General features: G+C 64.6%; 12 protein-coding genes and 1 other RNA gene. 9 read left to right on the forward strand and 4 right to left on the reverse strand.

The window, feature by feature from the left end; translation table 11 throughout:
- The first annotated feature begins 13 nt into the window (after positions 1-13).
- A complete protein-coding gene (locus tag NDY25_RS13135) occupies positions 14-646 on the forward strand; it encodes an NAD(P)H-binding protein (RefSeq protein WP_168959099.1) in 633 nt (210 codons plus the stop codon).
- Between the two features lie 383 nt (positions 647-1,029).
- Entirely contained in the window at positions 1,030-1,359 is a 330-nt protein-coding gene (locus NDY25_RS13140; protein ID WP_256627487.1) for a hypothetical protein, read from the forward strand.
- A gap of 153 nt (positions 1,360-1,512) precedes the next feature.
- On the opposite strand, the gene NDY25_RS13145 is transcribed toward NDY25_RS13140, so the two are convergent.
- Both NDY25_RS13145 and NDY25_RS13150 read right to left on the reverse strand, forming a co-directional pair.
- Positions 1,513-1,588, reverse strand: a non-coding RNA gene (locus NDY25_RS13145) — sX9 sRNA.
- A 55-nt stretch (positions 1,589-1,643) separates the two neighbouring features.
- Entirely contained in the window at positions 1,644-2,423 is a 780-nt protein-coding gene (locus NDY25_RS13150; protein ID WP_168959097.1) for an SDR family NAD(P)-dependent oxidoreductase, read from the reverse strand.
- 343 nt (positions 2,424-2,766) lie between these two features.
- Between NDY25_RS13150 and NDY25_RS13155 the strand changes: the two genes are divergently transcribed.
- From NDY25_RS13155 to NDY25_RS13165, 3 genes are all read left to right on the forward strand, one after another.
- Positions 2,767-4,176, forward strand: a complete 1,410-nt coding sequence (locus NDY25_RS13155) for an FAD/NAD(P)-binding protein (protein WP_168959096.1) — start codon at positions 2,767-2,769, stop codon at positions 4,174-4,176.
- A gap of 523 nt (positions 4,177-4,699) precedes the next feature.
- Positions 4,700-5,131, forward strand: coding sequence for a VirK family protein (locus NDY25_RS13160; RefSeq protein WP_006448758.1), 432 nt, complete (start codon positions 4,700-4,702; stop codon positions 5,129-5,131).
- A 32-nt stretch (positions 5,132-5,163) separates the two neighbouring features.
- The gene (locus NDY25_RS13165; protein WP_168959095.1) at positions 5,164-5,601 is read left to right on the forward strand and encodes a VirK family protein; all 438 of its coding nucleotides are present in this window, start codon (positions 5,164-5,166) and stop codon (positions 5,599-5,601) included.
- 85 nt (positions 5,602-5,686) lie between these two features.
- Here NDY25_RS13165 and NDY25_RS13170 read toward each other — a convergent pair whose 3' ends face one another.
- Complete coding sequence (locus tag NDY25_RS13170; RefSeq protein WP_168959094.1) at positions 5,687-7,147, reverse strand: efflux transporter outer membrane subunit; 1,461 nt, start codon at positions 7,145-7,147, stop codon at positions 5,687-5,689.
- Positions 7,148-7,237: 90 nt separating this feature from the next.
- Here NDY25_RS13170 and NDY25_RS13175 point away from each other — a divergent pair, with 90 nt between their 5' ends.
- The 4 genes from NDY25_RS13175 (at position 7,238) to NDY25_RS13190 (ending at position 12,775) form a co-directional block, all read left to right on the forward strand.
- Positions 7,238-7,855: a TetR/AcrR family transcriptional regulator gene (locus tag NDY25_RS13175; protein ID WP_168959093.1), complete on the forward strand. Its 618-nt coding sequence runs from the start codon at positions 7,238-7,240 to the stop codon at positions 7,853-7,855.
- A 77-nt stretch (positions 7,856-7,932) separates the two neighbouring features.
- Positions 7,933-9,081 carry an efflux RND transporter periplasmic adaptor subunit gene (locus NDY25_RS13180; protein ID WP_168959092.1) on the forward strand — a complete coding sequence of 383 codons (1,149 nt, stop codon included), beginning with the start codon at positions 7,933-7,935 and terminating at the stop codon, positions 9,079-9,081.
- Positions 9,078-12,167 carry an efflux RND transporter permease subunit gene (locus NDY25_RS13185; protein ID WP_168959091.1) on the forward strand — a complete coding sequence of 1,030 codons (3,090 nt, stop codon included), beginning with the start codon at positions 9,078-9,080 and terminating at the stop codon, positions 12,165-12,167. The genes NDY25_RS13180 and NDY25_RS13185 overlap by 4 nt, the downstream gene beginning before the upstream one ends.
- A 275-nt stretch (positions 12,168-12,442) precedes the next feature.
- Positions 12,443-12,775 carry a DUF6172 family protein gene (locus tag NDY25_RS13190; protein WP_006448752.1) on the forward strand — a complete coding sequence of 111 codons (333 nt, stop codon included), beginning with the start codon at positions 12,443-12,445 and terminating at the stop codon, positions 12,773-12,775.
- A gap of 319 nt (positions 12,776-13,094) precedes the next feature.
- Here the strand turns inward: NDY25_RS13190 and NDY25_RS13195 are convergent, their stop codons facing one another.
- On the reverse strand, positions 13,095-14,384 hold the full coding sequence (locus tag NDY25_RS13195) for a DEAD/DEAH box helicase (RefSeq protein WP_256627488.1): 1,290 nt from the start codon (positions 14,382-14,384) through the stop codon (positions 13,095-13,097).
- Positions 14,385-14,623 lie beyond the last annotated feature (239 nt).

Genomic DNA, 14,623 nt, shown 5'->3' on the forward strand with positions numbered 1-14,623 from the left:
CAGGAGCGCACTGATGGACGTGTTGTTGGCAGGGGCGACCGGTCTGGTCGGCAAACACGTCTTGCAGCAGTTACTCACTGACACGCGCTGCACGGGCGTGGTTGCGATCACGCGCCGGCCGTTGACGCAGATCCATCCCAAACTGCGCAACCAGGTGATCGACTTCGATCGCCTGGACAGCTGGACCGCCCCGCGCATGGAAGCGGCCATCTGCGCCTTGGGCAGCACCATGAAACAGGCCGGCTCGCGCGAAGCGTTCTATCGCATCGATCACGGCTACCCGATGGCACTGGCACGCGCGGCTTGCGCGCAGGGCACCTCGGTGTTCGTACTGAATTCGGCGGCTGGCGCCGACGCGCATTCGCGCATCTTCTACAACCGCGTCAAGGGCGAACTGGAACGCGATCTGCGCGCAGTCGGCTTTCCCTCGCTGACCTTCGTACGCCCGGGGCTGATCGGCGGCGAGCGCGAAGAGCGGCGTACCGGCGAACATATCGGCAGTCTCGTGCTGGGCGCGCTCGGCCCGCTGCTGCCACGCCGCTTCCGCATCAACCCGGCCGAACGGATCGCCGCGGCAATGGTGTGTGCAGCGCTGGCGCCTGCGCGCGGCGAGTATTGTGTGGAGGCAGCGGAGTTGGTGGCGTAATTGCCTCACTCTAACTGCGGCGCTCGTACTACGGCGGTCGTAATCACGGCCATCTGCCGGCAGGTCGATCACGCGGGCGGAAGAACTCCTCGCGTCTCGCATGTGCTGGGCCATAGTCGGTGCAGGTGGCGCATGTCACCGCAGTGCAAGCGCACAAGGGCGCCAACTGCATAACAAGCAAGAGGCGAATCTTCCCGATGGCGATTTGCTCTAAGGCGATGTGCATTCCGTAGCCACGTTATCTTGCCGATGTTTGACGAGGTTCCGTCGCCTTTTTCGTATGGCGCGTTGTCCTTTCGGCATTCTGGATGCATCTACGCTGCCGATAGTCGACAGTACTGTGCTTGACGTCATATTCATGGCGTCTCAATCAGGAGAGATAGATGTATCGTGAATCACTGGTGATGGTGGTCGCGTTGGCCGCTATGGCGGGGAACGCCGCCGCAGCCACCGATATCAATAAATCGTGTCCAGACCTGCACAGTGCTCGTATCGCCAAGTCCAAATCTGTCGAAGGCGACACCTACACCACGATTTCGACCTCCAATGGCAATCCGTGGATCGGCGTCAATCCCCCTGAGGCAGACGATGTCGAGCCGCGCGAGCTGACTTTTACTTCGGTATCCATCCTCAGCGACGAACATCTGATCGCCTGCGATTACGCCGGCCCGGGCCTTTCCGGATTGCGCATGTCGCTGAAGCTGAAAAAGTAGCGCAGCCCGTCGGCGCAAGCTGGGTGCAAGACCCGAACCTTTCGAACGTGTCGATCTGCTCAGATAAGGATCGGAAGCGTTGCGCGTTCAAGCTCTGAGTGCGGCGCCGTCAGTGAACTGTTGCAATACGGTTCGGATCGCTCCTTCAGAAGCGGCTAACACTATGTAGCGAGCAGGCGTCAGTCGGGCGTGGGCGGCGCGCAGGGCCTGGAGCGCATTGGGGGTGCGATTTTTGCGGCCGTGGTGCTCATCGGCTTGCGGCGCAACAACCGTGATCTCTGCCTTCAGTTCACTTCCAGCGACTGCCCACCATCCACCGCCAGCACTTGCCCGGTGATCCAGCGCGCTTGCGGCGATGCCAGAAACAACGCCGCATCGGCAATGTGTTGCACCTGCCCGAATCCGCCGAACGGGATGCTGTCGCGGATGCGTGCATACAGTTCCGGTTCTTCATCGCGACGCCGTGCCCATAGTCCGTCCGGAAATTCGATCGAGCCTGGCGCAATCGCGTTTACGCGGATGCGCTCGCGCGCCAGTTCTGCGGCCAGCGTGGTGGTGTAGTAATTGAGCGCCGCCTTGGCGCTGGAGTAGGCGATCGCGCGTGGTGTGGGGCGTTGCGCGTTGATCGAGCTGATGTTGAGGATCACCGCCGCAGCGCTGTTGCGTAAGTGTGGCAGCGCGGCGCGATTGCAACGCACCGCGGCCATCAGATCCACGTCCAGGCCGGCCTGCCAGCTTGCATCGTCATTGCCGTGTCCATAGCCGGAGGCGTTGTTGATCACCACATCAAGACCATCCAATGCCTGCGCTGCAGCATCCACATAGGCCTCGATTTGCGCAGCATCCGATAGGTCGCAGGCGAAGGTGTGGACCGGCGCGCCGTGCGGCGCCAACGCATGTGCGGCGTGTGCGAGGCCATCGGCATTGCGTGCGCACAGCGAGACGTGCGCGCCATTGCGCACGAACGCGTCGGCAATGGCCAGGCCGATGCCACGGCTACCGCCTGCGATCAGGACACGTTGGTCGCGCGGCGGGAGTTGCGGGTGTGCTGAAGGAATGAGCATGGCGGGCACTCGATCGGAAACCGGCATTATCGAGCAGCCTGGTCATACGGGGTGTTGGGGGCCATGGCGGTGTCGTCTGCACCATCGCAAGCGCACCCAAGATCCAAATCGCGGTGCGCAGCGCCGCGCTGCGAGCCGGGCGGTGAGCCATGCACCAGCATCTACCTGCGGTCGCGTGCGCTGTCATCTACATGCAATGCGGCGCGCGCGTGGCCTGCGACGCAAGCCTCATCACCAACCATGATCAGCTCATGCGTTTTCGCTTGCTCCCCGCTAACCATTTGTTTACACGTTCTCGCCGCGCTGCGGGCACAACGTGCGGGTCATTCAGTGGGAGTTGCACATGGAAACCCATATCACCGTCATCGGTGCCGGCTTTTGCGGTACCGCGCTGGTTCGTGCGCTGGCGCAGACGGCCGACGCGCAGGTCCGCATCACTTTGGTCGGCGTGGCCGAGACCTTCGGCAGCGGCATTGCCTATGGTGCGGCGCGGCCGGAGCACTTGCTCAACGTGCGTGCCAAAGACCTGGGGATCGATGCACAAGCGCCCGGTGCATTCGCAGATACCCTGCATCTTGGCGATAGCGGGCGGTTGGAATTCCTGCCGCGCCTGGCCTATGGCGATTATCTGCGCAGCGAGCTGGATACCGCGGTCAGCGGCGCGCAGGCCTCGATCATGCGGCTATCGCAAGAGGCGGTGGCAGTGGAGCGCGTGCGCAAGGGGTTTCGCGTGTTTCTGGCCAATGGCGATGCCTTCCATAGCGACCGCGTGGTGTTGGCGGTCGGTGCGCTGCAACCGCAGGCGCTTGCCGGCATCGGCCCGCGTTTGAGCGTGCATCCGCGCTATATCGGTTGGCCGTGGCAGGGCGATGCCCTGGCGCGGTTGTCGCCCGACGATGACGTGCTGATCGTTGGCACCGGGCTGACTATGGTGGATGTGGCATTGACCCTGCATGCGCGCGGGCATCGTGGCCGGCTGGTGGCGATCTCGCGGCGGGGGCTGGCACCACAGGCGCATCTGCGTCAGCCAGGCGCGGCGCTGGAATTGCCGCCGCATCTGCAGCGCGCGCTCAAGGACGCCGACCTGCGTGGCCTGCTACGCGGCGTGCGTCAGCTGAGCGCAGTGGTCGACGATTGGCGGCGCGTTGTGGATGCTCTGCGCCCGCATCTGCAGCCGTTGTGGCAGCGTCTTGAGCTACCTGAGCGTGCGCGCTTTCTGCGTCACTTGCGGCCGTATTGGGAAGTGGCGCGGCATCGGGTTGCGCCGGGCGCGGCAGAACAACTGGCGCAGCTGCAGGCCTCAGGCCAATTGCAGGTGACCGCTGCACGCTTGCTGCGTGCGCGTTGGGTGCCCGATGGCGTGGAGGCGGTGATCCGCCCGCGTGGTGCTGCCGACGCGCAGACCGGCCATTACGATGCGGTGATCCGTGCGACCGGCTTGGATACTGACATCGACCGCACCAGCGACCCGCTGATCGCCGGTATGCGCGAGGCCGGCCTGCTGCGTGCCGATCCGTTGGGACTGGGTGTGGATACCGACGCGCAATTGCGCGTGCGCGATAGCGCCGGGCAAATCGTGCCGGGGTTGTATTGCGTTGGTCCGCTGTTGCGTGGGCGCTATTGGGAAATCACTGCGGTGCCGGAGTTGCGCGTCGCCACGCGTGCGTTGGCCGAGCGTCTGTTGTTGGGCGCGATGCCGGCGTTACAGCCGGAGCCGGAACATGTGCCGCGCGAGGTCAATGCGCGTTTGTAAGTGGCCGTACCCTCACCCCAACCCCTCTCCCGACGGGAGAGGGCTTAAACCCTTCTCCCGTCGGGAGAAGGTGCCCCGAAGGGGCGGATGAGGGTACGAGCGCAGCCTCGTGCGGTTGGACGATGCGAGTAGCTTCGCTCCGTACCCTCACCCCAACCCCTATCCCGACGGGAGAGGGGCTTTAAACCCTTCTCCCGTCGGGAGAAGGTGCCCCGAAGGGGCGGATGAGGGTACGAGCGCAGCCTCGTGTAGTTGGACGATGCGAGTAGCTTCGCTCCGTACCCTCACCCCAACCCCTCTCCCGATGGGAGAGGGGCTTATCGCTCCTTCCAGCGGGATCTTGATCTGCGCGCGCAGGTATAGCCCTCATCTCGCCATCTCGCGCGGACTTCGCCAAACAGCGCAATCATGCAGCGTGATGCGTAGCGCACTGCACCGGTGCAGACAGGAGTAGGTCATGTTGATCGGCCTGGGCTGATTACAGTCCAGGTCGCTTCATCCCCTCGTCCGCCTGGAGTCCGCCATGCCCCGTCTTGCTGCCACTGCCTTGCTCGCCACGCTGTGCGCTTGCGCGCTGCCCGCCTGGGCCAGCGAATCGCTCAACACCCGTGCTGAAGTGCTCGCGGCCCTGGAGGCCGGCTATGACGTCAGCCTGACGACCGATCTCGCTCGCTGCACGCCCGAAGAAGGCACCCCGGTCACCCAGACCCGTGGCGGCCGCCATATCGATGCCTATCGCATCACCGAGGACGGCACCGCCGCATTCTCCGGTTCGCATTTCACCGTGGCCAATGACGGCAAGCCGATCCAGCAGTTCATGCGTTATCAGCTGCGCCCGGATGGCAGCGTGCGTTTCACCACCTACATGTACGACCTGCCGGGCCTGCAACAACGTGGCCCGGTGCTGGCCTATCAATGCACGATCAACCAGGGCATCCGCTTCCACGCCGATTGAGTGCGTTTGCCCCCTCATTACCGAGAAAGCACATGTCCTCACGTCTGTATTTTTCACTTGCTATCGCGGTGCTGTCAGCCAGCGCGGTTCCCGCATTCGCCACGCAATCGTTGAACACGCAAGCCAGCCTGATCGATGCGTTGGAGGCCGGCCGCAATGTGGCGGTGTCGGTTGATCTATCACGCTGCACGGCTGAAGCGGGCACTGCATCCAGTCGCAGCCGCGGTGGTGTGCGCATCGGCGCCTACCGTCTTACCGCGGACGGCACCCTGGCGTTTTCCGACACCCAGTTCATCGCTGCCAGCAGCGATGGCAGGCCGTTCCAGCAGTTCCAGCGCTACCAGGTGCTTGCCGACAACAGTGTGCGGCTGACCACCTACATGTACGACCTGCCGAGTCTGCAGCAACGCGGGGCACTGTTGGCGTATCAATGCACGATCAATCAGGGCATTCGCTTCCACGCGCACTGAACACGCCGATGCGTTGCGCGATGCCACTTGAGCGAGTGGCATCGCGTCGATGGTGCTACAGCATCAACGTACAACGTGGTGACGACTACTGCACCGCGACCGCATCGGTGGCGCCGGATTGCCAACCGCCGCCCAACGCCTTGAAGGTGGCCACTGCACTGCGTGCCGCGTCGGTGCGTGCCTGCACCTGCGCATCGGAGGTACGCAGCAAGCTGTCGTCGGCATTCAAGACTTCGATCAGGCTGACCACGCCTTTCTCATAGGCCAGCGCCGATGCACCACGCGCCTTGCCGAGTGCATCCACGCCTTGCGATAGCACCGCTGCCTGCTGCTCGCGTTTGACCAGTGCGGTCAACGCATTTTCCACGTCTTCCGTGGCGCGCAACACGGCCAGGCGATACGCCGCCAGCTGCTCGGCTTCCTGACCCTTGGCCTGTGCGATCTGCGCATTGATGCGGCCGAAATCGAACAGCCGCCAGCGCAAACCCAGCACGCCGGCAGATTGGTTGGCATCGCTGGTGAACAGGTTGGCGCCGGAGATGGCGGTGGCGCTGCCGAGTAATCCGCTGAGCGAAAATTTCGGGTAGTACTCGGCCATTGCCACGCCGATGCGCGCGTTCGACGCTGCCAGCCGGCGCTCGGCAACGATCAGGTCCGGGCGGCGCCGCAGCAGGTCGCCGGGCGTGCCCGTTTCGGCAATGCGCGGTGCAAGCGGAATGGGTTTGCTGGTGGCCAGCTCTGCACGATGCGTCCCTGGCGCAACACCCAACATCACGTCCAGTGCATTCATTGCCGCGACCAGGCCGCTTTCGATACCGGGCACCGATGCCTGCGCCTGTGCAAGCGCGCCTTGTGCCTGGTGCAGCTGCAGCTCGGGGGCGAGTCCTTTGCCATGCAGCAGCGTCACCATGGACAGCAGGCCCTGTTGCGTGGCGACCTGGCGCTGCGCCACCTCCAGGCGTGCCTGCAGGCCGCGGATGCTGATGTAGATGTCGGCGGTCTGCGCGGCCACTGCCAGCCTGGTGGCGGCTGCACCGGCTTCGCTGGCCTGATAGTCGGCGAGTGCGGCCTGGCGCCCGCGACGCAGGCCGCCGAACAGATCCAGCTCCCAGCTCGCGCTCAGGTTGGCTTCGTAGGTGCTGGCATAGCGGTCGAAGTCGGGCGTGCTGCTGAGCATCTGGCCCAGCGGCGTTTCCAGTGACTGATAGGCGCGGGTCGCGTTGCCGCTGATGTTGCCCGAAGGCAGCAGTGCGGCCGTGGCAGCGGTCAGCCCGGCGCGGGCTTGAGTGACGCGGGCGCTGGCCTGGGCCAGGTCCAGGTTCTGCGCCAGCGCCTGGGTGACGTAGCGGCTCAGGTCCGGGTCGTCGAAACCGGTCCACCAGGTCGGTAGATCGGCCCGTGTGGCGGCCTGGCGCTGCTCGGCCGCTGCCTGGCCGAGATAGCGATCCGGCAGGGGCGCCGATGGGCGGGTGTACTCCGGGCCAACGGCGCAGCCTGCGGCAAGACTGGCGGCGATGAGCGCGGCAAGGGTGCGAAGTGACGACATGACGGTACCGACGAAGGCAATGGCGGGCTGTGACTATAATACGAAACGGTCACTTTTGTGCAGATTGTGTTTGAGCGCTAAGCTGTCGGTATGAGCAAAGCATCCAGCTATCCCGTTTCAGGCCGTGGTCCGGCCGACCACGATGTGCGCGACCAGATCGTGGCAGCGGCAACCGAGCACTTCAGCCGCTACGGCTACGAGAAGACGGCCGTGTCCGATCTGGCCAAGGCGATCGGGTTCTCCAAGGCCTACATCTACAAGTTCTTCGAATCCAAGCAGGCCATCGGCGAGATGATCTGCAGCAACTGCCTGCGCGAGATCGAGACCGAGGTGCGCGCGGCGGTGGACGAGGCCGAGCAGCCGCCCGAGAAGCTGCGGCGGCTGTTCAAGGTGATCATTGAGGCCAGCCTCCGCTTGTTTTTCCAGGATCGCAAGCTGTATGAGATTGCGACCTCGGCGGCGACCGAGCGCTGGCAGTCGGTGATCGCTTACGAGGTGCGCATCCATAAAGTGCTGCAGGACGTGCTGCAGCAAGGCCGGCAAAGTGGCGATTTCGAGCGCAAGACGCCACTGGACGAAGCCACCCAGGCGATCTATGTGGTGATGCGCCCGTACATGAATCCGCTGCTGCTGCAGCACAGCCTGGAGCATGCCGACGAGGTGCCGCTGCTGCTGTCGGGTCTGGTGTTGCGGAGCCTTTCGCCCTGAAAGTCGATAGTGACTATTGACTGATATGGTCACAAGTCTCAAGATGCGAGCCTTCAACAGCACGCACTGGGATTTCCATGCTTCGCCGCCGCCTCGTTATCTCCACCTTCCTGTGTGCGCTGCCGCTGGCATTGATCGCCTGCGGCGAGGCGCCGCCGCCCGACCCCCGCACTGCGACCCCGCTGGTGCGCGTGGCCACCGTCGAAGAGGCCGGTACGGCAGCGCGCAGCTTCTCCGGCACGGTCGCCGCGCGGGTGCAGAGTGATCTGGGCTTTCGGGTCTCCGGCAAGGTGCTGGAGCGGCTGGTCGATACCGGCCAGCGGGTCACGCGCGGGCAGCCGTTGCTGCGGATCGACCCGGTCGATCTCCAGCTCGCCGCACGCGCGCAGCAGGACGCGGTGGCAGCCGCGCAGGCACGCGCGCAGCAGACTGCCGACGATGAGGCGCGCTACCGCGATCTGCGTGGCACCGGCGCCATCTCCGCCTCCGCCTACGACCAGATCAAGGCCGCAGCGGATGCCGCCAAGGCGCAGCTGAGCGCGGCCCAGGCGCAGGCCGAGGTGGCCCGCAATTCCAAGCGCTACAGCGATCTGTTGGCCGACGCCGACGGCGTGGTGATGGAAACACTGGTCGAACCAGGGCAGGTCGTGGCCGCCGGCCAGCCGGTGGTGCGGCTGGCGCATGCCGGGCGCCGCGAGGCGATCGTGCAGCTGCCGGAAACATTGCGCCCGCCGGTTGGCTCGGTCGCGCAGGCCACGCTGTTCGGCAATGCAGGCGTCACGGTGCCGGCCACGCTGCGTCAGCTGTCCGACAGCGCAGACCGGCTGACCCGCACCTTCGAGGCGCGCTACGTGCTCGACGGCGCATTGGCCGATGCCCCGCTGGGCACTACCGTCAGCATCCGCATTGCCGACGGCCCGGCCGCCAGCACGCAGGCCGGCCTGCAGGTGCCGCTGGCCGCGCTGTTCGATGCGGGCAAGGGGACGGGCGTGTGGGTGATTGCCGGCAACCCGGCCAAGGTGAGCTGGCGGCCGGTGACGGTGCTGGGCCTGGACGACGACCATGCCAACGTGGCCGGCAAGCTGGCGCGTGGCGAGCGCATCGTTGCGCTGGGTGCGCACCTGTTGCGCGAAGGTGAGCAGGTGCGGGTAGCCAACACGATTGCGCCTGCCAGTGGCGCGACCAATGCTACCAAGACCGCGAGCGCGGCAGGAGCGCAGCCGTGAGCGAGGGCCGCTTCAATCTCTCGGCGCTCGCGGTGCGCGAGCGCTCCATTACGCTGTTCCTGATCTTTCTGATTTCGTTGGCCGGCCTGGTCGCGTTCCTCAAGCTTGGCCGTGCGGAGGACCCGGCATTCACGGTCAAGGTGATGACCATCATCACTGCCTGGCCGGGCGCAACGCCGCAGGAAATGCAGGACCAGGTCGCCGAAAAACTCGAAAAGCGCCTGCAGGAACTGCGCTGGTACGACCGCAGCGAAACCTATACGCGCCCCGGTCTTGCGTTTACGACGTTGACGTTGCTGGACAGCACACCGCCCAGCCAGGTGCAGGAGCAGTTCTATCAGGCGCGCAAGAAGGTGGGCGATGAAGTCGGCAACCTGCCGGCCGGCGTGATCGGGCCGATGGTCAACGACGAATATGCCGACGTCACCTTTGCGCTGTTCGCGTTGAAGGCCAAGGGCGAGCCGCAACGCTTGCTCGCACGCGATGTGGAAAGCCTGCGCCAGCGCATGTTGCACGTGCCGGGCGTCAAGAAGGTCAACATCATCGGCGAGCAGCCTGAGCGCATCTTTGTCGAGTTCTCGCACGAACGTCTGGCTACGCTGGGCGTCGGTCCGCAGGAGGTGTTTGCCGCGCTCAATGCGCAAAACGCCTTGAATGCGGCAGGTTCGGTGGAAACGCGTGGGCCGCAGGTGTTCATTCGCCTGGACGGCGCGCTCGACAGTTTGCAGAAAATTCGCGACACCCCGCTGGTGGTGCAGGGCCGCACCTTGAAGCTGTCGGATATCGCCAGCGTCAAACGTGGTTATGAAGATCCGTCCACTTTCATGATCCGCAGTGGCGGCGAGCCGGCGTTGCTGCTGGGCATCATCATGCGCGATGGCTGGAACGGCCTGGAGTTGGGCAAATCGCTGGATAGCGAAGTGGGCGCGATCAATGCCGAGCTGCCGCTGGGCATGCGCCTGAGCAAGGTCACCGACCAGGCGGTCAACATCGACGCGTCGGTGGGCGAGTTCATGACCAAGTTCTTCGTCGCGCTGCTGGTGGTGATGCTGGTGTGCTTCGTCAGCATGGGCTGGCGCGTGGGTATCGTGGTGGCAGCCGCGGTGCCGCTGACGCTGGCGGCGGTGTTCGTGGTGATGCTGGCCACCGGCAAGAATTTTGACCGCATCACGCTGGGCTCGTTGATCCTGGCGCTGGGGCTGTTGGTGGACGACGCCATCATCGCCATCGAGATGATGGTGGTGAAAATGGAGGAGGGCTACAGCCGCGTCGCCGCATCGGCCTATGCGTGGAGCCATACCGCCGCGCCGATGTTGTCCGGCACGTTGGTGACTGCAGTGGGCTTCATGCCGAACGGCTTTGCCGCTTCCACTGCCGGCGAATACACCAGCAACATGTTCTGGATCGTGGGGATCGCGTTGATCGTCTCGTGGGTGGTGGCCGTGGTGTTCACGCCTTACCTTGGCGTCAAGATGCTGCCCGACCTGAAGAAGATCGAAGGCGGCCACGCCGCGATGTACGACACGCCGCGCTACAACCGCTTCCGCAATGCGCTCGCACGCGTCATCGCACGCAAGTGGCTGGTCGCCGGCTCGGTGATCGGGTTGTTTGTCCTGGCCATCCTTGGCATGGGCATCGTCAAGAAGCAGTTCTTTCCGATCTCCGATCGCCCCGAAGTCTTGGTCGAAGTACAACTGCCGTACGGCACCTCGATCACCCAGACCAGTGCCGCTACCGCCAAGCTGGAAGCCTGGCTTGCCAAGCAGGACGAAGCGAAGATTGTGACCGCGTATATCGGGCAGGGCGCGCCGCGCTTCTTCCTGGCAATGGGCCCGGAGTTGCCGGATCCGTCATTTGCCAAGATCGTGGTGCGCACCGACAACCCGCACGAACGCGATGCATTGAAGCTGCGCATGCGCAAGGCCGTCTCCGAAGGCCTGGCACCGGAGGCGCGCGTGCGTGTGACGCAACTGACCTTCGGCCCGTACTCGCAATTTCCGGTGGCGTACCGTGTCAGTGGTGCCGACCCGCAGGTGTTGCGCGGTATCGCCGCGCAGGTCAAGCAGGTCCTGCAGGACAGCCCGATGCTGCGCACCGTCAACACCGACTGGGGCACCCGCACACCAACGCTGCATTTCACTCTGGAGCAGGATCGTCTGCAGGCAGTGGGGCTGACCTCGACCGCAGTCGCTCAGCAGCTGCAGTTCCTGCTCAGCGGTGTGCCGATCACGCTGGTGCGCGAAGATATTCGCAGCGTGCAGGTGGTGGCGCGTTCGGCCGGCGAGACGCGTTTTGATCCGGCACGCATCGCCGATTTCACCCTGGCCGGCGCCAATGGCCAACGCGTGCCGCTGTCGCAGGTGGGCAGCGTGGATGTGCGGATGGAAGAGCCGATCCTGCGGCGCCGCGATCGTGTGCCGACGATCACGGTGGGCGGCGATGTCGACGACCAACTGCAGCCGCCGGATGTCTCGGCTGCGATCACCAAGCAGTTGCAGCCGATCATCGACAAACTGCCCAGCGGATATCAGATCAAGGAGGCCGGTTCCATCGAGGAGTCCGGCAAGGCGACTGCCGCGATGCTGCCGTTGTTCCCGATCATGCTGGCGGTCACCTTGATCATCATCATCCTGCAAGTGCGGTCGATGTCGGCGATGGTGATGGTGTTCCTGACCAGCCCGCTGGGGCTGATCGGCGTGGTGCCCACCTTGATCCTGTTCCAGCAACCGTTCGGCATCAATGCACTGGTGGGCTTGATTGCGCTCTCGGGCATCTTGATGCGCAACACGCTGATCCTGATCGGGCAGATTCATCACAACGAGGCCGAAGGGCTGGACCCGTTCCACGCCTTGGTGGAAGCCACCGTGCAGCGTGCCAGGCCGGTGATCCTGACCGCGCTGGCCGCGATTCTGGCGTTCATCCCGCTCACGCACTCGGTGTTCTGGGGCACGCTGGCCTACACGCTGATCGGCGGCACGCTGGCCGGCACGATTTTGACCCTGGTGTTTCTGCCGGCGATGTATTCGATCTGGTTCAAGATCCGGCCGGAGAACAGCGGCGCGCCGACGTCTGCCAAGCACGCATGAGCTGGGTCTGCGACGGTGGCGAGAGCCCCGTCGCAGAGATCGCGTGGCAGTGTCGCTCGCGCGATTCCCACTCCACTGCCATTGCAGCGTTGCAGCGGCGCGGTGTCTCAGCGGATTGACCGAGCTTCCGTCCGAAGGCCAGGGCCGGCACGCGTCGGGGGAGGTTCCCGGCTTCGGTCGCAGTGCAGGCCCGAATCCCGCCCGGACAGCCGCCGATTCACCCAGAACGGCCGTGTGGCCTCACAATAGGCGGCCAGTTCCCAACCGATGTCGCCATGCGCAAGACCTACCAGCTCAACCTCGAAGGCAAGAACCGCGATCGTCTGCTGGAGTCCAGCAAGAACGATATCCGCAAGTACATCCGCCGCGAGCGCCGCAAGGACTTGCCGGAAGGCGCGGATTATTGGGACTTCGACATGCGCTTCGGGGTGGACGAGGCCAGCGCCGCGCCGCTGCCGCCGGCCGAGCTGATCCGCTCGATCAATGCGCTCACCAGCGAAGGTGGCGAGCAGTTCTTCGTGGAAATCCTGCGCAAGCCCGGCAAGCGCATCCCGCGCGTGGATGGCGATAGCGGCATGGGCGGCGAGCTGGATTTCGAGCAGGACTGAGTCTTTGCCGCATAGACGTGGCGGTGGATTGCCGCTGCGTTGGCAAGGTTTTGCTTGGGTGTGATCAGCAACGCGGGTGGCCGTCGCCGCGTGTTGCCTCAGCGGATCTAAAGACAGATCGCGTGGTTTACAAGAGGCACGTGTTTGGCAGCAGATGTCTGCTCAGTGCGAAGTCGTAACGCGCAACGCGCCAAGAGTGCACAAAACGGGTATTGACGCGTGCTGGACGCTGCCCGGCCTGCGCATGTGCTGCGTGTCTAAGCGCGGTTCCCGCGCCTTGTTCGCGTGACGACGGCGCGTTACACGTAACTCCCCGCTCTCAGTCCGGTTTGCCTGCTTGTGCTGCCGCTGCGCGCAGCTTGTCCTTCTTGCTTGGCCGCTTGCCCTTGATGCCGCCGTTGTCGTCCGGAACGCGTGTGTCGGTGTTCGGTGTTTCCGTCGCAGGCGCATCTGTCGCCAGGGTCGGTTCAAAGCCGGCAACCACGCTGGTCGGCACGCGCAGCCCCTGACGTTTTTCGATCAGGCGCCATTGCGGCTGGCTCTCCGCAGAGACGAAGCTGATCGCCACCCCGCTGGCGCCGGCACGCGCGGTGCGGCCGATACGGTGGGTGTAGTCCACGGTCGAACGCGGCAGGTCGTAATTGACCACGACCGGCAGCGCGTCGATATCGATGCCACGCCCGGCCAGATCGGTGGCCACCAGCACCTGCACCTCGCGCTGCTTGAAGGCATACAGGGTGCGCTCGCGCCGGCCCTGGCTCAACTCGCCATGCAACGGCTGCGCGTTGATGCCGGTCTTGGTCAGTTTTTCGGCGACCTTGTCGGCGGTGTGCCGGCTGGCGACGAACACCAGCACATGCGACCAGCCATGTTCCTGCAGCAGATGGCGCAGCAGCTGCGTGCGTTGGCCGGCGTCGACAGCGATGGCGCGTTGCTCGATCGCAGGTGCAGCCTGGGGCGTGGCGGCAATGGTGATGCGCAGCGGGTCGCGCAGGCGACGCTTGGCCAGCGAGGCGATGCCGGCTGGAAACGTAGCCGAGAACAGCACGCTTTGGCGCTGCGCCGGCAATAGCGCCAGGATGCGATCGAGCTCGGCGCCGAAGCCCAGCTCGAGCAGGCGGTCGGCTTCGTCCAGCACCAGCGTGGCGACCTCGCTCAGACGCAGCGCGTTGTGGTCGACCAGATCCAGCAACCGGCCGGGCGTGGCCACCACGATGTCGGCACCACCGCGCAAGGCGAGCAGCTGCGGATTGATCGAGCTGTCCCCGGTCGCCGCAACGATCTTGAGCCTGCGCGGCAGATGCGCCGCCAGCTGGCTAAGCGTGTCTTCGACCTGCGCGGCGAGTTCGCGCGTGGGCACCAGCACCAGCGCCCCGAGTACGCGCGGTGCGGACTCCGGAGCGAGACAGCGTTGCTGCAGCAGCGGCAGCGCATAGGCCAGCGTCTTGCCCGAGCCGGTCTGCGCCATCGCGATCAGATCGCGGCCCTGCAGCATCGGCGGAATCGCCTGCTGCTGGATCGGCGTGGGCGTGTGGTGACCGGCGCGGGTCAGCGCGGTGTCGAAGAACGGCTGCAGCTGCGGCGACAGCGAGAGATAGGAAAATGACATGCGGACATTATCTAGGATTGGCGGCGCCAATTGCATTCACGGGTGTGGCAATCGCGGTGGATGGCAGGCTCTGCTGCTCCTTCAGTGTCGAGGCCCGTTCGTATTCTTGCGAGCCAATTCGTATTTGCGCAGACAGTGAGGGGTAGTGGTGATTAAATTATTCGCCACTACGATGATCAACGCCATCGCCAGACCAAAATTTAATGCGAGGTAGCCAAGATGGGTTCATGTATCTCCAA

It is taken from the genome of Xanthomonas hortorum pv. pelargonii, assembly GCF_024499015.1.
Lineage (GTDB): Bacteria > Pseudomonadota > Gammaproteobacteria > Xanthomonadales > Xanthomonadaceae > Xanthomonas > Xanthomonas hortorum_B.

What these genes read in the sequence shown, in the direction of transcription:
- NDY25_RS13170 (WP_168959094.1), bottom strand. Translation starts at nt 7,147, where the DNA reads ATGTCGTCACTTCGCACCCTTGCCGCGCTCATCGCCGCCAGTCTTGCC.
- NDY25_RS13135 (WP_168959099.1), top strand. Translation starts at nt 14, where the DNA reads ATGGACGTGTTGTTGGCAGGGGCGACCGGTCTGGTCGGCAAACACGTC.
- NDY25_RS13175 (WP_168959093.1), top strand. Translation starts at nt 7,238, where the DNA reads ATGAGCAAAGCATCCAGCTATCCCGTTTCAGGCCGTGGTCCGGCCGAC.
- NDY25_RS13190 (WP_006448752.1), top strand. Translation starts at nt 12,443, where the DNA reads ATGCGCAAGACCTACCAGCTCAACCTCGAAGGCAAGAACCGCGATCGT.
- NDY25_RS13150 (WP_168959097.1), bottom strand. Translation starts at nt 2,423, where the DNA reads ATGCTCATTCCTTCAGCACACCCGCAACTCCCGCCGCGCGACCAACGT.
- NDY25_RS13165 (WP_168959095.1), top strand. Translation starts at nt 5,164, where the DNA reads ATGTCCTCACGTCTGTATTTTTCACTTGCTATCGCGGTGCTGTCAGCC.
- NDY25_RS13140 (WP_256627487.1), top strand. Translation starts at nt 1,030, where the DNA reads ATGTATCGTGAATCACTGGTGATGGTGGTCGCGTTGGCCGCTATGGCG.
- NDY25_RS13180 (WP_168959092.1), top strand. Translation starts at nt 7,933, where the DNA reads ATGCTTCGCCGCCGCCTCGTTATCTCCACCTTCCTGTGTGCGCTGCCG.
- NDY25_RS13155 (WP_168959096.1), top strand. Translation starts at nt 2,767, where the DNA reads ATGGAAACCCATATCACCGTCATCGGTGCCGGCTTTTGCGGTACCGCG.
- NDY25_RS13160 (WP_006448758.1), top strand. Translation starts at nt 4,700, where the DNA reads ATGCCCCGTCTTGCTGCCACTGCCTTGCTCGCCACGCTGTGCGCTTGC.
- NDY25_RS13195 (WP_256627488.1), bottom strand. Translation starts at nt 14,384, where the DNA reads ATGTCATTTTCCTATCTCTCGCTGTCGCCGCAGCTGCAGCCGTTCTTC.